Consider the following 17,727-nt stretch of genomic DNA (forward strand, 5'->3'; position numbering starts at 1 on the left):
CCCCGCCCGTCGGCCGAGGCTGGGGGTGGTCGTCGGCACCCCGGTGGCATCTGGGAGGCCGTCCGCCATCGCCGCGCGCCCGCCGATTCCCGTCGCGGACGGCTTCTCGCGGAAGGCCGTTTCCGCGTGGGATCTCTCCGGGGTGTGGAGGCTCCTGCGTGGAAACAGATATGCGCCACAAAAGCCGTTCTGATCACTATTTAATGCCTTTTATGCGTCATGTGATCGATGGAGGCGTCACCGGCGTCCCACCCCGCGACTGACCCGTCCGGCATGGCGGCTTCTCTCCTTTCCTCCACCTTCCTCCACGGTGTTCCTCCGTGGCACCCGGGGCGTTCCTCCGCGGCGCCCGCCGGTGTCCGCCGCCCGGGGGCGGTGGGGCGGTGGGGAGAGGTGTGGGGAGGTATCCAGAGGACCTGTGACAAAAGGGCCTGTAACAATGGGGCGGCCCCGACCACTTCCCGATGTCAGAAGAACACACCCGGACGGAGGGGACGGGGCGGTGACGGACGATTCACACCGGTTCACCAGCATGTACGACGGATGCCGGCAGCGCGTGTGGGCCTACGTGGTCAGTCGCGCGGGGCGGCAGGTGGCGGACGAGGTGGTGAGCGAGACGTTCGCGATCGCCTGGCGGCGGCTGGACGACGTGCCGGAGCCGGCTCTGCCATGGCTCCTCGGAGTGGCCCGCAACGTGCTGCGCGACAACATCCGGGCGGAGATCCGCCGGGAGTCGCTCGGCGCCGAGCTGCGGGCCTGGGTCGAGGAGGACGTCGCCGAGCAGGTCGCCGAGCGGCTCGGCGTGCTCAAGGCGCTGACCGAGCTGCCCGACGGCGACCGGGAGATCCTGATCCTGACCGCCTGGCAGGGGCTGTCCCCTCGCGAGGCGGCCGGCGTCGTCGGCTGCTCCCAGGCCGCCTTCCGCGTACGGCTGCACCGCGCGCGCAGGCGGCTCAAGCAGGAGATGGAGACCGCCACGCGGTCCCGGCCCCGGGTGAGGAATCTCAGCGAGGAGTGGTCATGAACCCCATCGATCAGCTGCGGGCCGCACGCCCCGCGCACCTGGGCGACACCCCGGTCGACGAGCGCACCAGGGCCGCCGAGCTCTCCTACGCCATGGCGCAGGCCCGGCCGGCGCGCAGCAGGCGCAGGGCCGTACGGCCGCTGTGGAGTTTCAGCCTCGCCGGGGCGGCCGCGGCCGTGACCGCCGTGGCCGTCATGGTCTCCGGGACCGGCGGGACGGCTCCGCGCGCGCCCGCCCCCGCCGCGCCGGAGACCACCTGGGAGGCCGGCGCCCCGGCGACCCCGGAGCGGCAGATCCGGCTCTCCGCGCGAGACGTCCTGCTGGCCGCCGCCCACGGGGCGGCCCGCCAGCCGGACAGGGCGGGCGCCTACTGGCACACGGTGTCGGTGAGCCGGACCCTGTTCAAGGCCGCGGACGCGGACTACGTCGTCATGGACCGGCAGCGGATCGAGGGCTGGACCCCGTCCGCGACCGGCGAGGACCAGTGGAGCCGGACGCAGTCCCTCGGGGCACGGCCCGCGGGCCCGCAGGACGAGGCGGCCTGGAGGCAGGCAGGCTCCCCCGCGGAGATCCCCGTCACGGTGCCGGGCAAGCTGAGGGCCAAGCTGGCCCTGCAGACCAAGCCGGGGAAGGTGGAGGACGGCCACGCCCCCCTGGTCGATGGGGACAAGGTGTTCTGGCTGGGCCGGAACGTCACCATGAAGGACCTGCGCGGTCTGCCGTCGGAGCCGGGCGACCTCAAGGCCTGGCTGCTGCGCTCCTACAGCGGGCACGACACCGAGTCGGACGCCCCGATGTCGTCGGACGCCTGGCTGTTCGCCGTCACCGTCGGGCTGATCATGGACATGCCGGTCACCCCGCAGGTGCGCGGCGCGGCCTTCCGGATGCTCGCCGACCTCGAGAGCATCGAGGTCGTCGGTGACGTCACCGACGCGGAGGGGCGCACCGGCACCGCTGTCGCGATCGAGGAGCGGACCGAGGTGAAGGGGGACAGCGAGGAGGACGGCGCGATCCTGCAGCGGCGCCTGATCTTCGACGAGGCGACCGGGCGGGCGCTGGCCAGCGAGAACATCGTGGTCCGGCCGGGCGGTCACCAGGCCGGCTTCGCGCCGGGCACCAGGTGGAACTCCCAGGTCGTCCTGGAGACCGGCTGGACCGACGGCAAGCCCGCCTGAACACCCGAACGTCCGGACCCTGCCCGGACACCTGAACCCTTGACCGGACGCCTGAACCGCGCCTCCGCGGCGGCTCCGGCGGCGCGCCGCCACGGCCGCCGCGGGGCCGTCGCGGGGGCGTGGCCGGCACATCCGGGGCCGACCACGCGCCGGGGGCCGGGTGGTCGGCCCCGGGTGGCCGGCCCACGGGCGGTGGCGTGCGGGGAGTGGCCGTGTGGTGAGCGGTCGTGCGGGCCGCCCCATGCCGGGGCCGGGGGCGGCCCACGGGCGGTGGCGTGCGGGGAGCGGTCGCACGGGGAGCGGTCGTGCGGGCCGCCCGTGCCGGGCTCGGTGGTCCCGGCGTATTCATCGGGCCACGGCAGCTCCATTTTCAGGTGATTTTCATGTCCCGCAGAGCTTTGGCTGAGACGCCGTGGCCAATCTGGAGGCGACCGGCAAGACTCCAGACTGGACGGATCAAAGTGAGACCAGCGACAACGAAGTCGGCTCTGGCGGCACTGGCCGCCTTCGCCGCGCTCACCGCCTGCGGCGGATCACCGTCGGAGCAGGCGTCCCAGACGTCCGCCCCGGCCACCGCGACGAGCCCCGCGACGAGCCCCACCACGGCCGCCGGCGGCCGGCCCCGGACCGAGAAGGTCTCGGCGAACACCGCGAGCAAGGACGAGATCATCGCCGCGCTCAGAGCCGCCGGCGTCTCCAACCCCGAAAGGTGGGCGGAGGAGGTCATCGAATACCGGCCCTACGCCGCCGATGACGCCGACCTCACCTCACTCCGCGAGAACCTCGCCAAATACAACCCGGGGCAGGAGACGGTCGACAAGATCGTCTCGGCGCTGAAGCCGTGAACGCCGGCCACACGCTGTTGCGCCGCGGTCTCATCGGCCTGTCCGCGCTGAGCGTCCTCGGCACTGCCTTCGAGCTGGCCACCGAACGGCACTGGCACACCTGGCAGCAGCTACTCCCCTGGGGGGCGCTGGCCCTTCTCGCGGTCGCGGTGACACTCCTCGCCCTCCGGGGGCCCGCGGAAGCGGTCACCGTGGCCCGGGTGCTCGCGTCGGTCGTCCTGCCGGTGGCGCTGTTCGGCGTCTACGTCCACGTGGCCGCCAACTACGAGGCGGGCTTCCTCGACCAGCGGTACGCCGGCGCCTGGGAGACCCTCCCCTCCGTCACCCGCTGGTGGTACGCCCTCACCAAGACGGTGGGCCCCACGCCGCCCCTCGCGCCCGGCATGCTCGCCCAGGCCGCGTTCCTGGTACTGCTGGCCGGCTTCGCCCGCCGTCCGGGAGAGGGGAACGGGTCCGTCCCGGACCGGCCCCGGGCGCTGCGGCGCCACTGACGCCCGCCGTGCCCTCCACCCGCGCGGATGGAGGGCCCGCGCGGGTGGAGGGCGCGCGATCGGCCCTCCCGCCTGGCAGGGAACGCCCGGCCAGGCCGGACCTGCCCGAGCCGGACCGGCCGGCCCTCCCGCCGCGCGGGGAGCGCTCAGCGCTTGCGGGCGAGCGTGACGCCGTCGCGCACGGGCAGCATCACCGAGTCGACGCGGTCGTCGGCGACGACGAGGTCGTTCACCCGGCGCATGGTCACGTCAGCCTCGTCCTGGACGGCCGGGTCGAGCACGCGGCCGGCGCGCAGCACGTTGTCGAGGACGATCAGGCCGCCGGGGCGCAGCCGTACGACCAGTTCCTCGTAGTAGAGGGGGTAGCCGACCTTGTCCGCGTCGATGAACGCGAAGTCGATGACCGGATCGGCCGGCAGCGCCCGCAGGGTCTCGATCGCCGGGGCGATCCGCAGGTCGATCCGGTCGGTGAGCCCGGCCCGCTCCCAGTAACGCCGGGCGATCGAGGTCCACTCCTCGCTGACGTCGCACGCGAGGAGACGGCCGTCCTTGGGCAGGCCCCGGGCGATGCAGATCGACGAGTATCCGGTGAACACCCCCACCTCGACGGCCTGCCGCGCGCCCACCAGCCGGACCAGCATGGTGAGGAACTCGCCCTCGTCGTGGGAGATCTGCATGCCCGCGGAGCCGGGGAACGCCTCCCGCGTCTCGACGGCCAGTTCGCGCAGCAGGTCGTCGGCGGGCGTGCAGTGGGAGAGCAGGTAGTCGCTCACGGCGGGGTCGATGATATCCATGTGATCTCCTTCGGATGTCGTTGTCGCGGCGGCCGGCGGGGGCCGGGCACCGGGCGACGGACTGCCCGGATCATCTGATACTGCACTCACCGCCGCGAGTTCAAGCCGGCCGGGCGTCCCACACGGCGGCGGACATCGCGGCCGGGCGCCGTCCGCCCGGGTGGCGGACCCCGGCGGTCCGCTTCCATGCTTTTTATGCTGTCAAATACTCATATATAGGTGAGCATAAAACTCGCGACTGTCTCCGGCGAGTTACGGTGCTCCGAAAAGGGCGGGCGAAAATCCGCTGTCCCCCGCACTCGGGGAATATGGCTATTAGGATTTAACGTGATTCCAGGGACGAGGGACGGCCGCATCTCGTCCCCGCCCCTGCCGGATTCCTCGTCGAGATCGTCGAACGGGCGGTGGTTCCCATGTCCGCCTCCTCCCCGCCGGGCGGAGACCCGCAGGGACCGGACAGGGATCCGCCCGGCGTCACTCCCGCGAGACTCCGGGAGATCGCGGCCCACTCCCTGATCGGCGGCGGCGTCACGGCCCTGTTCACGGTGCTGGTGGAGGGGGCGCGGGCGCTGGGCGCGGGGCTCACCCTGCTCGGCTGCGCGGTGGCCGGCCTGGCCGGGGCCGTCTTCCTGGCCCTGGGAGACTCCGCCGGGTCGCTCCGCCGGCTGCCGGCGCCGGTGAAACGGCTCGTCCCGCGCCGCCGCGCCGCGAGAAGCCCGCGGCCCGGCCGCCGGGACCGGCCGCCGGGCCGGGGGCGGCAGTGGCTGGAGAGGTCCGTGCTGAAACTGTCGGCCGGTTATGTCGGGGTCCTCATCGGGGCGGCCCTCGTCATGGTCCCCTGGGGGGTGGTCCGGGGCGGAACGTGGCTGAGTGACAGGATCTGGCCCCCCGACTGCGCGCGGCCGCTCGAACTGCGGGTCATCACCGCCCCGGAGAACGTCCTCGCTCTGCGCGAGAGCGCCGCCCTGTTCGTCCGGGGCAGGCTGGTGGACGGCTGCGCGCCGTACGCGATCTCGGTGGGGGTCGCGCCGTCGATCGGCGAGCTCGCCTACGCGTTCGGCGACAACTGGTACCGCGACGACGTGCGGCAGGAGGGGGACGAGCCGTTCCGCCGCCTCTACGGCCCGCGGGCCGACGCCTGGGTCGCCACCAGCACCGGTGAGGCCGGGCTCGTCTCCGGCGACGCGAAGGCGGGCGGCGCCACGCTCCACATCGGCCCGTCGGTCGCCTCCGACCGCCTGGTGATCGGCATGATCAGCGGGCGTGCCGAGGCGCTCAGGGAGAGGCTCCCCGCCCAGCGGCCCGGCGACCACAGTCTCCAGAGCCTGTGGGAGGCCATCCGCTCGGGCTTCGGCATGTCGGTGAGCTACCCGCAGCCCGAACTCTCCACCGCCGGGCTCGTCGCGGTCGCCGACCTGCGATCCTTCGACGACGTGGTGGACCGGGAGCGGCCGGGGATCGTCGCCGAGAGCGTCAGCTCCCTGCTCTGCCAGTTCAAGAGCGCCGGTCACGGCCCCGGGGGCGAGGATCTCGCCCAGCGCACGGCCCTGCTGGTCCCGCTGCACAGCCTGACGGACTACAACAGCGGAAGGCTGAACGGCACCGGCTGCCCGGAGAGCGCGTCGAGCGGCCGGGACAAGCTCCGCGAGTTCTCCTCTCCCGGCCTCTCCAGGCTGGACTACCCGTTCGTCACGATCGACTGGCCGGACGAGCGGAGCGACGAGCGCGCGGCGGCGCTCGCCCTGCTGCGCGACTGGCTGGTCGCCCACCCGCTGTTCGGCGAGGGGGCCGCAGGCGGCCCGGCGTCCGGGCCGGCGGTGCGCGATCCGGGGCAGTTGAGACAGGCCCAGAACCGGTTCTTCGACCTCCTCCCCCGCCTCGACGTCGAGATCGCCCTCGACGTGTCCGGGTCGATGGCCGCCCCGCCCCGCTCCCTGCTCGTACGGCTGCGCGAGACCTTCCCCGACGTCAAGCCGGTGATCACCCCGCGCGACGACCTCACGCTGAGCGCCTTCTCCCGGGTCGGCGGCAGGACCCGGATCAGGGAGCTCCGGTCGTCGGTGAGCCGTGCGGAGTTCGACCAGCTCACCAAGAGTGTCATCGGCACGGTGGGGCGCGGCTCGGACGCCCCCGTATCGGACATGATCATGGATCTTGACAGGCGGGCCGGATCACCCGGGCGGGCCCTCGTCGTCGTGACCGACGGGGGCGTCTTCGACAACGAGCGGCCCGGGGAGAGCATCGGCAGGACGCTCGCCCGCGCGCCCCACGTCACCGCCCTCCACGTCCTGGCCCTCGGCGACAACGGCTGCGACCGTTCCCCGCCGCGGCGCGGGAAATACCACGACTGCGTCGAGGCGGGATCCGACATGCGGCAGGCGCTGAGGCATCTGATCTCCAGCATGCGGGGGAGGGGGCGGGAATGACGGTGACCCGGCGGCTGGGCGACCCGCTGGGCCGGCTGAACCCGGCCCAGCGCCGCTGGGGCGGCGCCGGGCTGGTGACGGGGGTGGTCCTGGCGTCGGTGCTCGTCGCCCTCACCGGGAAGGGCCCCGCGCCGCCCGTCTCCTCCTTCACCGGCTGCGGAGGGCCGGACCGGCTCACCGTGGCGACCGGCGCCGACATCACCGCCGGGAGCTTCCGCCGCGACCTCATCGAGGAGTGGAACCGCACGCACACCACCCAGGTCACCCTGGTGGAGGTGGCCGACCGCACCGACGAGGAGCGGGCCGAGATGGCGGGCCGGGCCCGGCTGGGGAGCTGCGCCTACGACGTGTTCTCGGTGGACGTCGCGTGGATGGCCGAGTTCGCCCGCAGCGGCTATCTCCGCCCCTATCCCCTCGATCCACAGGACGCCGAGCCCTTCGTGGACAACGTCCTGCAGGCCGGTCAGGTGGACGGCGTCCAGTACGCGGTGCCCTACGTCACCGATGTGCCCCTGCTCTTCCACCGCCGCGGCGTGTCCGTGCCCACCACGGTGGAGCAGCTGTGGAGATACGCCGGGGAGAAGGGCGGATACGCCGTGCAGCTCGGCGACTACGAGGGAGGGACGGTCAACCTGCTGGAGGCGGTCCGGTCCGAGGGCGGAAGGGTCACCGACGGCGAACGGATCGTGCTGGACGACGGAGACTCCGGGCCGCGGGTGCGCCGGGCGCTGTCCCGCTGGCACGAGATGCTGCGCGCGGGGACCCTGGCGCGTGGGGCGGAGAACTTCTCCAAGGAAGACACCTTCAACACCTTCCGGGACGGATTCCTGGTGCGGGGGTCGAAGAACTCCGTGGAGGAGAGCAGTCTCCAGGCGTTCCGCGACGACGACGTGGCCTACATGCGCAACTGGCCGTTCGCCTTCCACCGCCTGGCCACCGACCGCTCGATGTACGACGACCAGGGGCGCCTGCGCTTCGGCATGGCGGCCCTGCCCGGGGTCGGCATCCTCGGCGGGTTCAACCTGGCGATCTCCGCGCACTCCGACAACCCCGGCAAGGCCCGCACGCTCATCGACTTCCTGACCGGGCACGACGCGCAGCTGAAGCTGTTCGCCTGCAGCGGGTATCCCCCCGTGCTCGAATCCGTCTACGAGGAATACCGAAGGAATCCGCGGACCTGCGCCCAGCTGCTGGCCGCTCCCGGGGAGGGGACGGGGAAGGGCTCCATGCCCTCCGGCGAGGACACCGAGATCACCGCCCCGATGCTCCAGGATCTGGCCGAGAAGATCTACCAGGGCCTGCGGAAGGCCGAGTCGCGTCCCAAATATTCCTACTACTCCGTTTTCAGTGAGGTGTTCCGCGCGTGTGCCCGCGCGGTGGTCACCGGTGACCTGCTCGCCAAGGAGCTGGATCTCGGCCGGCTGGCCGACGCCCTGCGCGACGCGCGGCGGGGCAGGGCTCCCGATGACACGGTCGGCACGCTGGCCCACTGCGGGAAGCCCGAAGGCGGGCAGGGGCAGTAGGCGCGGGGCCGGACAGACCGGCCCTGACCAGGACGTTCATTCCCGCGCCGACCGGGAACGCTAGCCGGTCAGAGGGGGGATCGATGTGGAGCACAAGGAGTTGATCCAGACGGTGACGGAGCGTGCCGGTCTGTCGCGGGAGGAGGCGGCCGACCTCACCCGCGCGACACTCGAAACGCTGGGGGACCGGCTGAGCGCCGGAGAGGCCCGCCGTTTCGCCCTGCAGCTGCCCGAGCCGCTGCGGGAGTCGCTCTCCGTACGGGACAGGATCGAGCAGTTCGGCCTCCACGACTTCGTCGCGCGGGTGAGCAGGCGGACCGGGCTGACCATGCAGGAGACCGAGCGCGGTGTCCGGGCCGTCCTCACGACGCTGCGCGAGGCGATTCCCGGAGACGTCTTCGACAACGCCATGTCACAGCTCCCCGCCGAGCTTCAGGAGATGGCCGAACCGATGGCCTGACGGGGCCGCGGGCTGTCCCGGACATATGTTCCGAACCGAGAACACGGCCGCTTACAGTCGATAGTAGGACAGTCACCATCGGTATCACCGGTGGGGAGCGCCGGACCGCCGCGGTCCACGGGCCGCACGGGCGGGTGCCCCGTACCGGCCGGCCACGCGCCGTGGCCCGCGCTCACGGCGGGTGCCCGTGCTCACGGCAGGTGATCGAGGGCGATCTGATCATCGACGGGACCTGAACGAGGTTCCCGGGGAGAGCAGGTGATCACATGACGGTGGATCCACCGATGGGCGCGTGCTGTGATGCCTCCCCCTTCCCGCCCATCGCGGACTACGGTTTCCTGTCCGACTGCGAGGCCACCGCTCTGGTCGCGCCGAGCGGGAACGTCGAGTGGCTGTGCCTGCCCCGGATGGACTCCCCCAGCGTGTTCGCCGCCATCCTGGACCGGGACGCCGGGGGGTTCCGGCTCGGCCCCGCCGACATCAGGGTGCCGGCCGCGCGCCGCTACCTTCCGGGCACCATGGTGCTGGAGACGAGCTGGGGCACGCCGACCGGCTGGATCATCGTCCGTGACCTGCTGATCATCGGCCCCTGGCATCACGACGAGGAGCTGTCCAACACCCACCGCAGAGCGCCGACCGACTACGACGCCAGCCACGTGCTGCTGCGCACGGTGCGCTGCGTCAGCGGGGAGATGCAGATCACCCTCGACTGCGAGCCGGTGTTCGACTACGGCCGCAGGCCGGCCCACTGGGCCTACACGGACCGCAGCTACCACCAGGGCGTCGCCCGGGGAGACGGGGTGAACCTGGAGCTCAAGCTCACCACCGACATGCGGCTGGGGTTCGAGGGGTCGCGGGCGACGGCGCGGACCCTGCTGAGGGAGGGGGAATCCCGCTTCTGCGCGCTGTCCTGGACCGCCCACGAACCGCCCTACACCTTCAAGGAGGCATACGACCGGCTCGTGTGGACGGCCCACCATTGGCAGCACTGGCTGGCCCGGGGCGACTTCCCCGACCATCCCTGGCGCAGATTCCTGGAGCGCAGCGCCCTCACCCTCAAAGGCCTCACCTTCGCCCCGTCCGGAGCGCTGATCGCGGCGGCGACCACCTCCCTGCCCGAGACGCCGGGCGGGGACCGCAACTGGGACTACCGCTACAGCTGGATCCGTGACTCGACCTTCGCCCTGTGGGGCCTGTACACGCTCGGATTCGACTGGGAGGCCGACGACTTCTTCTGGTTCATCGCCGACGTCGCCGAGCGGGACAAGGAGCTCCAGGTCATGTACGGCGTCGACGGCGAGCGCGACCTGGAGGAACACATCCTCGAATACCTGGAGGGCTACGAGGGGGCCAGGCCCGTCCGGGTCGGCAACGCCGCCTACCGGCACCATCAGCATGACGTCTGGGGGGCGGTCCTCGACTCCTTCTTCATCCACACCCGTTCCCGGGACCGCCTGGACGAGCGGATCTGGCCCATCCTGAAGCGCCAGGTCGAAGAGGCCATCAAGCACTGGCGGGAGTCCGACCGCGGCATCTGGGAGGTGCGCGGCCAGCCCAAGCACTTCACCTCGTCGAAGGTCATGTGCTGGGTGGCGGCCGACCGGGGGGCGCGGCTCGCCCGGCTCCGCCAGGACTTCGACCTGGCCACCCGCTGGCAGGCCGCCGCCGACGAGATCCACGCCGACGTCTGCACCAACGGGGTCACCGAGCGGGGGATCTTCAAGCAGCACTACGACAGCGACGCCCTCGACGCCTCGCTGCTGCTCATCCCGCTGGTGCACTTCCTGCCGCCCAGCGACCCCAGGATCCGCAACACCGTCCTGGCCGTCGCCGACGAGCTGACCGTCGACGACCTGGTCCTGCGCTACCTGCCGAAGGAGACCGACGACGGCCAGGCCGGCGAGGAGGGGACCTTCACGATCTGCTCGTTCTGGCTCGTCTCGGCGCTCACGGAGATCGGGGAGCAGAACCGCGCCCGCAGGCTCTGTGAGAAGGTCCTCTCCTTCGCCAGTCCCCTCGGCCTCTACGCCGAGGAGATCGACCCCGTCACCGGGCGCCATCTGGGCAACTTCCCCCAGGCCTTCACCCACCTGGCCCTCATCAACGCGGTCATCCACATCATCCGGGCGGAACGCGGCTCGCTGACCGAGAAGACATGGCGAACATCCGTGACGGGATCACTGTGACCGGGCACGACGCTCCGCGCAGCAGCGACTGGGCGGTCGGGCCGAGCGGGAGCTCAGCCGGGTCGTCGTGCCCGCGGTCATTGATCACCACCAGGTCGGCGTGGTCGGCCGCGCCGTGCAGCACCGTCGTGTGGGGCCGCGTCTCGACCATGGTCTCCACCGTCACCTGGGGATACTTCTCCTCCCACACCGAGACGGTGCTGTAGAAGCGGGTCGCCAGCTGCCGGGTGTCGTCCAGGTCCTCGGGGCACAGGCAGATCGCCGTCAGCACCGCGTGCCGCAGCTTGGCCTCCTCGAACGCCATCCCGAGCCCCGAGCGCTCCGGATCGGCGCCCTCCACGCCGACCACCACGCGGCCCGCGGCGGGCCGGCCGCTCTCCCGGACGACGGCCACCGGGCAGTACGCGTGCGCGGCGAGCTGGGCCGCGGTCGAGCCGAGCTGCAGTTCCGGGAAGCCGCCCGCGCCACGCGGGCCGACCGCGACCAGGTCCGCGGTGGACGACTCGCCCACCAGGACCACTGCCGACGACCCCGTGACCAGCCGTCCCTGCACCTCCAGCCGGGGGGCCAGGCCACGGGCCAGGTTCACCCCCATGTCGAGCACGTGCTGGCCCATCAGCCGTACGGCCTCCAGCGCCTCGTCGGAGACGGGGGGCATGGGATAGGGCCACTGCCAGGCGTGGCAGACGACCAGGGGGATGAACCGCATGCGGGCCTCGTTCACGGCCCACCGGAGAGCCTGCTGGCTCGCTTTCGAACCGTCGTAGCCGGCGACCACCGGCCGCGCGTCGTCTGTCTGCATGGCGACCTCTTCCCCCTGCTTCCCCCGGTGCCCCTCACCTCCATACTTGTCCTGTTCCTCGGCGATGGCGAGCGCCACGCCAGGTCAGAGCACTTCCTTTGGTGTCGGGGGAGGCGGTGCGGTGGTGTCAGGGGAGGCGGTGCGGCCGGTCAGGTCCGCTTCAGGATCCGGCGGCGGCGCCAGAGCACCAGGGGCACCGCGCCGGTGACCCCGAGCAGGAGCGGGGCCTGGGCGCCGACCGCTCCGGCGGCCCGCAGCGCGGGCTGGGAGAAGGTGTCGGGGATCGGGAGCGTGGTCGCGCGGGAGAACGGCCACACGATCACGAAGGCCCGACCGATCACCTGTTCGGCCGGGATCGTGCCGCCCCCCGGGTCGCCCTGGTGCATGCGGGAGTCGTAGGACACCCCGCGGTGGTCGCCCATCACCCAGAGCCGGCCCGGCGGCACCTTGATCTCGAACGTGCTGGCCGACGGCTTGTCGCCGGGGTAGAGGTAGTCCTCCTCGTCGAGCGGGACCCCGTTGACCGTGACGCGGCCCTTCGCGTCGCAGCACTTCACGGTGTCACCCGGCACGCCGATGACCCGCTTGATGTAGTCCTTCTCGCCGGGGACGACGCCGAAGACGGTGCCGGCCCAGTGGAAGAAGGCCGCGATCGGGTTGGACGGCTCGGTGATCTCGACCTCGCCCTTCCACGAGTCGACCCCGGAGAAGACCACCACGTCGCCACGCTCGATGTCGCGGGTGTGGTAGACGAGCTTGTTGACCAGGACCCGGTCGTTGACCAGGAGCGTGTTCTCCATCGACTCCGACGGGATGTAGAACGCCTGGACGACGAAGCTCTTGATCAGCAGCGCCAGTAGGAGGGAGATTCCGACCAGGAGCGGGAACTCCACCCAGAACGAACGCTTCTTCTTGCCGCTCTTGGCCGACTGCTCGATGTCTTCGGCGACCACGTGCACCTCGTCCTCGGTGGGGCGGCCTACGCCGTAGCCCGGTCTTCGCTAGTCAACGCTGATGAGCCTAAATCATTGTCGTCACCGCTACCCCACGTTGAGGTGGCCGGACACCGTGACGGCCGTCGTCTTCCGCCGGGAGGAGGGGGCACGGACCGGCCGGGGACCGGACGCCACGCGTGCGGCCGCCTCACCGGCGGCCTGTCGCTAGGCTCCGAGACATGAATCGTCGGGTCGTCGCCATAGTGGTGCTCATCGGACTGATCGGGACGAGCGGTCTCGCGGTGGTCGCGTCGTGGGGGCTGTCGGGCTGAGCCCGCGCCGGTGGCGCCGTGGCGGACCGGGCTGGAGCCGGGCCGGGCGGAGCCGCCGGGGCCGCGCGGGATGCCGGGCGGGACGCCGTGGCCGGGTGCCGGGTCGGGCGGAGCCGCCGGGGCCGCGCCGGGGTGCCGGGCCGGGTGGGTGCCGTGGCGGCCCACCCGGCTGCCGGGCCCCTGGACCTTCGCCCTAGACCTTCGCCCTAGACCTTCGCCATCGCGCTCTGTCCGGTGGGGAGCCGCTCCGGCTGGGGCTGCGGCTGGTACGGCTGCTGCTGCTGGGGCATGCGCGCCTCGGGCTCCGCGGCGGTCTCCATGGCCGGCGGGCAGCTGCAGTATCCGTTGGTCACGATCAGGCGCCCTCGCTGCGGCGTGTATGTGCGGGAGTCGGCGGCGAGGAGAACACCTGTGCATGTATGGCAGACGATGGGCTGGGGATCCATGGACGGCTTCCTTTCTGAGGGTAGCCGTCGAACACCGCTGGGTCCGGCCGGCTGGCTGCTCCTGCCCTAGTGGGAAGACGTCAATCTGCCCACGGGGTTTTTATCTTACTTTGTGACATTTGGTATTCATTCAATTGCATTTGGTGACGCGGCGTATCGGCTTGCAGCTCCGAATGTAGCTCGCTCCGGGGCGCGCATGATCTGAAACTGGATAGGAAGTGGAGGAAAACACTTTTCTCCCTGCCGGTCCGGGCATGGTGCTTGTTTTCCTCGGCGCCGCCCTCCGGGCCCCGCGTCCGCTCGGTCTCTCCCTCCGCGCTCCGGGTCCTCCCCGGCGCCGTCGTGCCTTCCCCCCGGCGTCCTCCCTCGCGCCCCACGTCTCCCCGGCATCGCTCTGATGCCTTCCGGTTTCAGCATAAAGCGAACTACAGTTCGCATATGAACCGGGCCCTGATTCTCATCGACGTCCAGCGCAACATGCTCCTGCCCCCGGAGCCGGTGCCCGGCGCGCGCGAGGTCTCCTCCGCGATCGCGACACTGCTGGAGCGTGCCCGCGCGGGCGGGGTGCCCGTCGTCTTCGTGCGCAACAACGGCGGGGAGGCCGACCCCGACTTCCCGGGGACCCCGGGCTGGGAGCTGGTCCACGAGGTGCTCCCGGGAGAGCACGTGGTCGACAAGCGCACCCCCGACTCCTTCCTCGACACCGGCCTCGCCTCGGTCCTGCCGCCCTCGGCGGCCCTCGTCGTGGCCGGGATGCAGAGCGAGTGGTGCGTCCGGGAGACCTCCCTGGCCGCCCTCGGGCGGGGGCACGCGGTCACCCTCGTACGGGGTGCCCACGCGACCTACGACGGGGACGAGACCGCCGCGGCCGTCTCCCGGGAGGTAGAGCGGGAGCTGGCCGCGGCGGGGGCCGAGGTGGTGGATCTCGACGAGGTCGTCATGCCGTGACCTGGTCCCGCACCACGGGCCGGTCGGCGGCCATGGGCCTGCGCAGCAGCAGCGCGTTGGCGGCCACCGCGACGCAGGCCAGGCCGAGCAGGAAGCCCCAGCTCACGTCGGTCAGGTGGTGCATGCCGCGATACATCCGGGAGTAGGCGATCCCCACCGGGATCCCCAGGCCGACCGCCCACCACAGCAGGTTGAGGATCTTGTAGCGGTGGGTGTGCAGGGTCAGCACCAGCGCGACGCCGCAGTAGAAGGCGACGGCGGCGCTGGTGTGCCCCGAGGGGAAGCTGGAGGTGGGCGGCGCCGGATCGAGGTGCTCGACCGTGGGCCGCTTGCGCTCGGCGAAGACGGTCGCCAGCAGGAAGATCGCCGACTGGGAGAAGACCGCCAGCGCCAGGAAGATCGACTCGTTCCAGCGTCTGAACACCAGCAGGAAGACCACGAAGAGCAGCGCGGTGCCCGTGATGATCACCGGGGTGTCCGACAGGTTGGACACCACGTCCGTGACGGAGGTCCAGAAGGTCGTCCGGCCCTTGACCATCTGGGCGTTCACCCCCTCGTCGTTCGCGATGAGGGTGGTCGTCTGGAGGACTTTGGTGATCAGGAGCCCGACGCCGAGTGTCAGGGCGGTCATCACGGCCAATGGCAGCAGGATGAGACGGGCCACGCCCTTGAAGTCGACCGACAGTTTAGGCATGGGGCGCGAGCTACCCTGAATTTTACCTTCAGAACGCCTCGGGCTCGACGCCTTCCTTGAGCGGTTCGACCGGTCTGCGCCCCTCGTCCCGGCGCCAGCTCTCGAACCCGGCGGCGGTCCCGGCGACCACCACCACGCCCAGCGCGACCCCGGCGACCACGTCGCTGAACCAGTGCACGCCGAGCGCGACCCGGCTGTAGGCGACGAAGACCGTGATGACCGCCGCGACGGCCCACAGGGCGAGCCGAGAGAGCCGGCCCTTCAGGTAGGGCAGCAGGAGCAGCACCAGGACGCAGGTGCCCGTCGCCGCGCCCATCGCGTGCCCGGAGGGGAAGGAGGCGCCCGGGGCCCACGACACCGGGTCGGGCAGCACCGGCCGCGCCCGGTCGACGATCCCCTTGACCGCCAGGTTGAGCAGGCCGCTGGCGGTGATCGTGACGACCGCCCAGATCGCCGGGCGCCGCGCTCCCCGCAGCCAGAGCCAGACCGCGGCCAGCGCCACCAGGACGCGCCACGTCGTGGGGCCGAACACCTCCGTCGCCACGTTGAGGAAGCGCGTGTAGCCGGGGTCGGCCAGGACGTAGGCGTGGAACTGCCGGGCCACGCTCTCGTCGAGGTCGTTCAGCGGCGCGAAGGAGGACAGCACGAACACCAGCAGCAGGACGAACGGGATCGAGAACAGCGCGACCGCCACCGTGGCGACCGTCAGCCGCACGCCCAGACGACGGTCCGAATCATGATGATCGTGATGATCGAGTAGCCTGACCATCGTTCATGGCTACCCGATGACAGGCGGATATGCCTAGGACCGCCGACAGTCTCAGGCGGCGTGGCGCCCCTCGCGCCGGGTGGTCCAGCGCAGCACGTCGCAGTGGCGCCGCTCGGCCTCGGCGAGGGCGGACTCGTCGGTGTAGGAGTCGAGCACGGCCCGAAGGTGCGGCATCTGCCCGGCGACGTCGGCCCACGCCTGCGTGGGGTCGTCGGAGCCGAGCTCGATCAGCGCGTCCAGGTGCGCGGCGTAGGCCGTCCACCACTGGCGGCTCAGCTCGGCGAGGAACCCGTCCAGGCCGCCGAACTCCCGCTGGATCTCGGACTCCCACCATGGCGGTACCGTGGTGTCGCCGGTCTCCGCCATATCGCGGAGCACGACATGCACCAGTGTGCGACGCCGACGGACGATGGCGGAACGTGACAAGCTGTTCATGTTCCCACCTTGTCGGTCCCTGCTTGCGGAACGCTTAACGATCTATTGACGGCAATGTAAGGCCGTGACGCTATAAGCGAGAGCGGGAACCGCTTGGCCGTAGTCATCGCACACCACTAGTCTTCAAAGCGCAGTTCATTCCGCCTTGCGTCCGCGGAGCTACCTCAACGCGGAGGAAGCCTCATGGCCCAAGGTGTCGAATTCCCCACGGTCGTCGACCGCACCCTGAACGCTCTCGCGGACGCTCTGGGCGCCGACGGCGCGGCCCTGATGCTGATCGACGATCACGACCGGTTACGCGCGGTCGCCGGCTCCGACGACGACGGCCGGCGGCTGGAGCTGGCGCAGGAGCGGACCGGCTCCGGGCCGGCGGTGGAGAGCCTCGCCCATGGCGCGGACGTCGCGGTGAACGACCTCCGCGCCGCCCGCCCCTCCGGCTTCCCCGGTCTGGCCCCCCATGCCTCCGGGATCCGCGCCGTGCTGTCGGTGCCGTTGCGCGCGGACGGCCGGCTGATCGGCACCCTGAATTTCTACGACCGGGTCAGCCATGAATGGCAGCCCGCGAAAGTCCGGACGGGCGAACGCCTCGGCGAGCTCATGGTGATGGTCCTGCAGACCCTCGCTCATAAATCACCTACTTCCGGGCAGTCGTAGTGAGCAAGTCAAGTAACCAGGCCGACGCTGAAAGGCGCCACACATATGACGCACATTGACCCGGAAGCGCTGGTCGCCAGCTTGAGACGGCTCCGGACGACCTCTCCCGCGACGGGCATAGTCCACCAGTTGGAGCGGGCCGTGGATGTCGTTGACACGCTTTTCGGCTATTCGGGGGCGGGTCTGATGTTTGCGGAGGAGAGCAAGGATCTGCGCTATTTGGTCGCCACCGACGACCGGGGGCGCAGTCTTGAGGGCGCCCAGCTCCATCTGGGCCAGGGACCATGTGTGTCCGCCTACGAGGAGAACACCGCGGTGACCTCCTCCGACGTGCACGCGGACCCGCGCTGGCCGCAGCTCGCCGACCGGCTCCACCCCGAGGTGCGGGCGGTCGCCGGAGTGCCGGTACGGCTTGGCGGGGCTCCGGTGGGCACCTTGAACGTCTACCAGTCCGAGCCTTATGACTGGGACGAGTCGGATATCCAGGCACTCAAGGCGTATGCCGACGTGATCGAGCAGTTGCTCACCGCGGCGATGGCCGCCGAGGAGAAGAGCGCCCTGGCCGACCAGCTCCAGTACGCCCTCGACTACCGGGTGGTCATCGAGCGGGCCGTCGGCTACCTGATGGGCAAGCACGACCTCACCGCGGCCCAGGCGTTCACCGGTCTGCGCAAGCAGGCCAGGGACAGCCGCCGCCGGGTGGCCGACCTCGCGGCGGAGGTGCTCGGCGAGGGAGCCGGCGGACTGCGGTGATCGCGGAGGGCGCCCCATGGCGCGGCCGGGGCGTG

General features: G+C 71.2%; 18 protein-coding genes. 11 read left to right on the forward strand and 7 right to left on the reverse strand.

Annotation, left to right across the window (positions count from 1 at the left end; all coding sequences use genetic code 11):
* Positions 1-502: 502 nt before the first annotated feature.
* From J2S55_RS18985 to J2S55_RS19000, 4 genes are all read left to right on the forward strand, one after another.
* Positions 503-1,024 carry an RNA polymerase sigma factor gene (locus J2S55_RS18985; RefSeq protein ID WP_306862579.1) on the forward strand — a complete coding sequence of 174 codons (522 nt, stop codon included), beginning with the start codon at positions 503-505 and terminating at the stop codon, positions 1,022-1,024.
* The gene (locus J2S55_RS18990) at positions 1,021-2,199 is read left to right on the forward strand and encodes a CU044_5270 family protein (protein ID WP_306862582.1); all 1,179 of its coding nucleotides are present in this window, start codon (positions 1,021-1,023) and stop codon (positions 2,197-2,199) included. The genes J2S55_RS18985 and J2S55_RS18990 overlap by 4 nt, the downstream gene beginning before the upstream one ends.
* A gap of 461 nt (positions 2,200-2,660) precedes the next feature.
* Complete coding sequence (locus J2S55_RS18995; RefSeq protein WP_306862585.1) at positions 2,661-3,044, forward strand: hypothetical protein; 384 nt, start codon at positions 2,661-2,663, stop codon at positions 3,042-3,044.
* Positions 3,041-3,535 (forward strand): hypothetical protein, encoded by a 495-nt coding sequence (locus J2S55_RS19000; RefSeq protein ID WP_306862589.1) that lies wholly within the window; start codon positions 3,041-3,043, stop codon positions 3,533-3,535. The genes J2S55_RS18995 and J2S55_RS19000 overlap by 4 nt, the downstream gene beginning before the upstream one ends.
* A gap of 146 nt (positions 3,536-3,681) precedes the next feature.
* Here J2S55_RS19000 and J2S55_RS19005 read toward each other — a convergent pair whose 3' ends face one another.
* Positions 3,682-4,329, reverse strand: a complete 648-nt coding sequence (locus J2S55_RS19005) for an O-methyltransferase (RefSeq protein ID WP_306862593.1) — start codon at positions 4,327-4,329, stop codon at positions 3,682-3,684.
* Between the two features lie 413 nt (positions 4,330-4,742).
* Between J2S55_RS19005 and J2S55_RS19010 the strand changes: the two genes are divergently transcribed.
* The 4 genes from J2S55_RS19010 (at position 4,743) to J2S55_RS19025 (ending at position 10,924) form a co-directional block, all read left to right on the forward strand.
* Positions 4,743-6,755 (forward strand): vWA domain-containing protein, encoded by a 2,013-nt coding sequence (locus tag J2S55_RS19010; RefSeq protein WP_306862596.1) that lies wholly within the window; start codon positions 4,743-4,745, stop codon positions 6,753-6,755.
* The gene (locus J2S55_RS19015; protein ID WP_306862598.1) at positions 6,752-8,278 is read left to right on the forward strand and encodes an extracellular solute-binding protein; all 1,527 of its coding nucleotides are present in this window, start codon (positions 6,752-6,754) and stop codon (positions 8,276-8,278) included. The genes J2S55_RS19010 and J2S55_RS19015 overlap by 4 nt, the downstream gene beginning before the upstream one ends.
* Before the next feature lie 85 nt (positions 8,279-8,363).
* Entirely contained in the window at positions 8,364-8,738 is a 375-nt protein-coding gene (locus tag J2S55_RS19020; protein ID WP_306862603.1) for a DUF2267 domain-containing protein, read from the forward strand.
* Positions 8,739-9,004: 266 nt separating this feature from the next.
* Positions 9,005-10,924, forward strand: coding sequence for a glycoside hydrolase family 15 protein (locus tag J2S55_RS19025; protein WP_306862605.1), 1,920 nt, complete (start codon positions 9,005-9,007; stop codon positions 10,922-10,924).
* Here the strand turns inward: J2S55_RS19025 and J2S55_RS19030 are convergent.
* The 3 genes from J2S55_RS19030 to J2S55_RS19040 all read right to left on the reverse strand — a co-directional run bounded on the left by J2S55_RS19030 (position 10,857) and on the right by J2S55_RS19040 (position 13,439).
* Positions 10,857-11,804: a universal stress protein gene (locus J2S55_RS19030; protein WP_306862607.1), complete on the reverse strand. Its 948-nt coding sequence runs from the start codon at positions 11,802-11,804 to the stop codon at positions 10,857-10,859. The two genes, J2S55_RS19025 and J2S55_RS19030, sit on opposite strands and share 68 nt — an antisense overlap.
* Positions 11,805-11,875: 71 nt before the next feature.
* A complete protein-coding gene (lepB, locus tag J2S55_RS19035) occupies positions 11,876-12,685 on the reverse strand; it encodes a signal peptidase I (protein WP_306862609.1) in 810 nt (269 codons plus the stop codon).
* 514 nt (positions 12,686-13,199) lie between these two features.
* Complete coding sequence (locus tag J2S55_RS19040; protein ID WP_306862611.1) at positions 13,200-13,439, reverse strand: hypothetical protein; 240 nt, start codon at positions 13,437-13,439, stop codon at positions 13,200-13,202.
* Positions 13,440-13,877: 438 nt separating this feature from the next.
* Between J2S55_RS19040 and J2S55_RS19045 the strand changes: the two genes are divergently transcribed.
* Positions 13,878-14,387 (forward strand): isochorismatase family protein, encoded by a 510-nt coding sequence (locus J2S55_RS19045; protein WP_306862613.1) that lies wholly within the window; start codon positions 13,878-13,880, stop codon positions 14,385-14,387.
* Here the strand turns inward: J2S55_RS19045 and J2S55_RS19050 are convergent.
* The 3 genes from J2S55_RS19050 to J2S55_RS19060 all read right to left on the reverse strand — a co-directional run bounded on the left by J2S55_RS19050 (position 14,377) and on the right by J2S55_RS19060 (position 16,285).
* Positions 14,377-15,081: a phosphatase PAP2 family protein gene (locus tag J2S55_RS19050; RefSeq protein WP_306862615.1), complete on the reverse strand. Its 705-nt coding sequence runs from the start codon at positions 15,079-15,081 to the stop codon at positions 14,377-14,379. The two genes, J2S55_RS19045 and J2S55_RS19050, sit on opposite strands and share 11 nt — an antisense overlap.
* 28 nt (positions 15,082-15,109) lie before the next feature.
* On the reverse strand, positions 15,110-15,796 hold the full coding sequence (locus J2S55_RS19055) for a phosphatase PAP2 family protein (protein ID WP_306862617.1): 687 nt from the start codon (positions 15,794-15,796) through the stop codon (positions 15,110-15,112).
* 105 nt (positions 15,797-15,901) lie between these two features.
* On the reverse strand, positions 15,902-16,285 hold the full coding sequence (locus J2S55_RS19060) for a hypothetical protein (protein ID WP_306862619.1): 384 nt from the start codon (positions 16,283-16,285) through the stop codon (positions 15,902-15,904).
* A 183-nt stretch (positions 16,286-16,468) separates the two neighbouring features.
* Here J2S55_RS19060 and J2S55_RS19065 point away from each other — a divergent pair, with 183 nt between their 5' ends.
* Together J2S55_RS19065 and J2S55_RS19070 are read left to right on the forward strand one after the other, a co-directional pair.
* Positions 16,469-16,939 (forward strand): GAF domain-containing protein, encoded by a 471-nt coding sequence (locus J2S55_RS19065; protein WP_306862622.1) that lies wholly within the window; start codon positions 16,469-16,471, stop codon positions 16,937-16,939.
* 141 nt (positions 16,940-17,080) lie between these two features.
* Positions 17,081-17,692: a GAF and ANTAR domain-containing protein gene (locus J2S55_RS19070; RefSeq protein ID WP_306862625.1), complete on the forward strand. Its 612-nt coding sequence runs from the start codon at positions 17,081-17,083 to the stop codon at positions 17,690-17,692.
* The last annotated feature ends 35 nt before the right edge of the window (positions 17,693-17,727 follow it).

This window comes from Streptosporangium brasiliense, from assembly GCF_030811595.1.
In the GTDB taxonomy this organism is placed as follows: Bacteria; Actinomycetota; Actinomycetes; order Streptosporangiales; family Streptosporangiaceae; genus Streptosporangium; species Streptosporangium brasiliense.

Bases quoted from the DNA above. Each gene is read 5' to 3' on its own strand.
- J2S55_RS18990 (WP_306862582.1), top strand. From the start codon at position 1,021: ATGAACCCCATCGATCAGCTGCGGGCCGCACGCCCCGCGCACCTGGGC.
- J2S55_RS19005 (WP_306862593.1), bottom strand. From the start codon at position 4,329: ATGGATATCATCGACCCCGCCGTGAGCGACTACCTGCTCTCCCACTGC.
- J2S55_RS19010 (WP_306862596.1), top strand. From the start codon at position 4,743: ATGTCCGCCTCCTCCCCGCCGGGCGGAGACCCGCAGGGACCGGACAGG.
- J2S55_RS19015 (WP_306862598.1), top strand. From the start codon at position 6,752: ATGACGGTGACCCGGCGGCTGGGCGACCCGCTGGGCCGGCTGAACCCG.
- J2S55_RS19025 (WP_306862605.1), top strand. From the start codon at position 9,005: ATGACGGTGGATCCACCGATGGGCGCGTGCTGTGATGCCTCCCCCTTC.
- J2S55_RS19040 (WP_306862611.1), bottom strand. From the start codon at position 13,439: ATGGATCCCCAGCCCATCGTCTGCCATACATGCACAGGTGTTCTCCTC.
- J2S55_RS19045 (WP_306862613.1), top strand. From the start codon at position 13,878: ATGAACCGGGCCCTGATTCTCATCGACGTCCAGCGCAACATGCTCCTG.
- J2S55_RS19050 (WP_306862615.1), bottom strand. From the start codon at position 15,081: ATGCCTAAACTGTCGGTCGACTTCAAGGGCGTGGCCCGTCTCATCCTG.
- J2S55_RS19060 (WP_306862619.1), bottom strand. From the start codon at position 16,285: ATGAACAGCTTGTCACGTTCCGCCATCGTCCGTCGGCGTCGCACACTG.
- J2S55_RS19065 (WP_306862622.1), top strand. From the start codon at position 16,469: ATGGCCCAAGGTGTCGAATTCCCCACGGTCGTCGACCGCACCCTGAAC.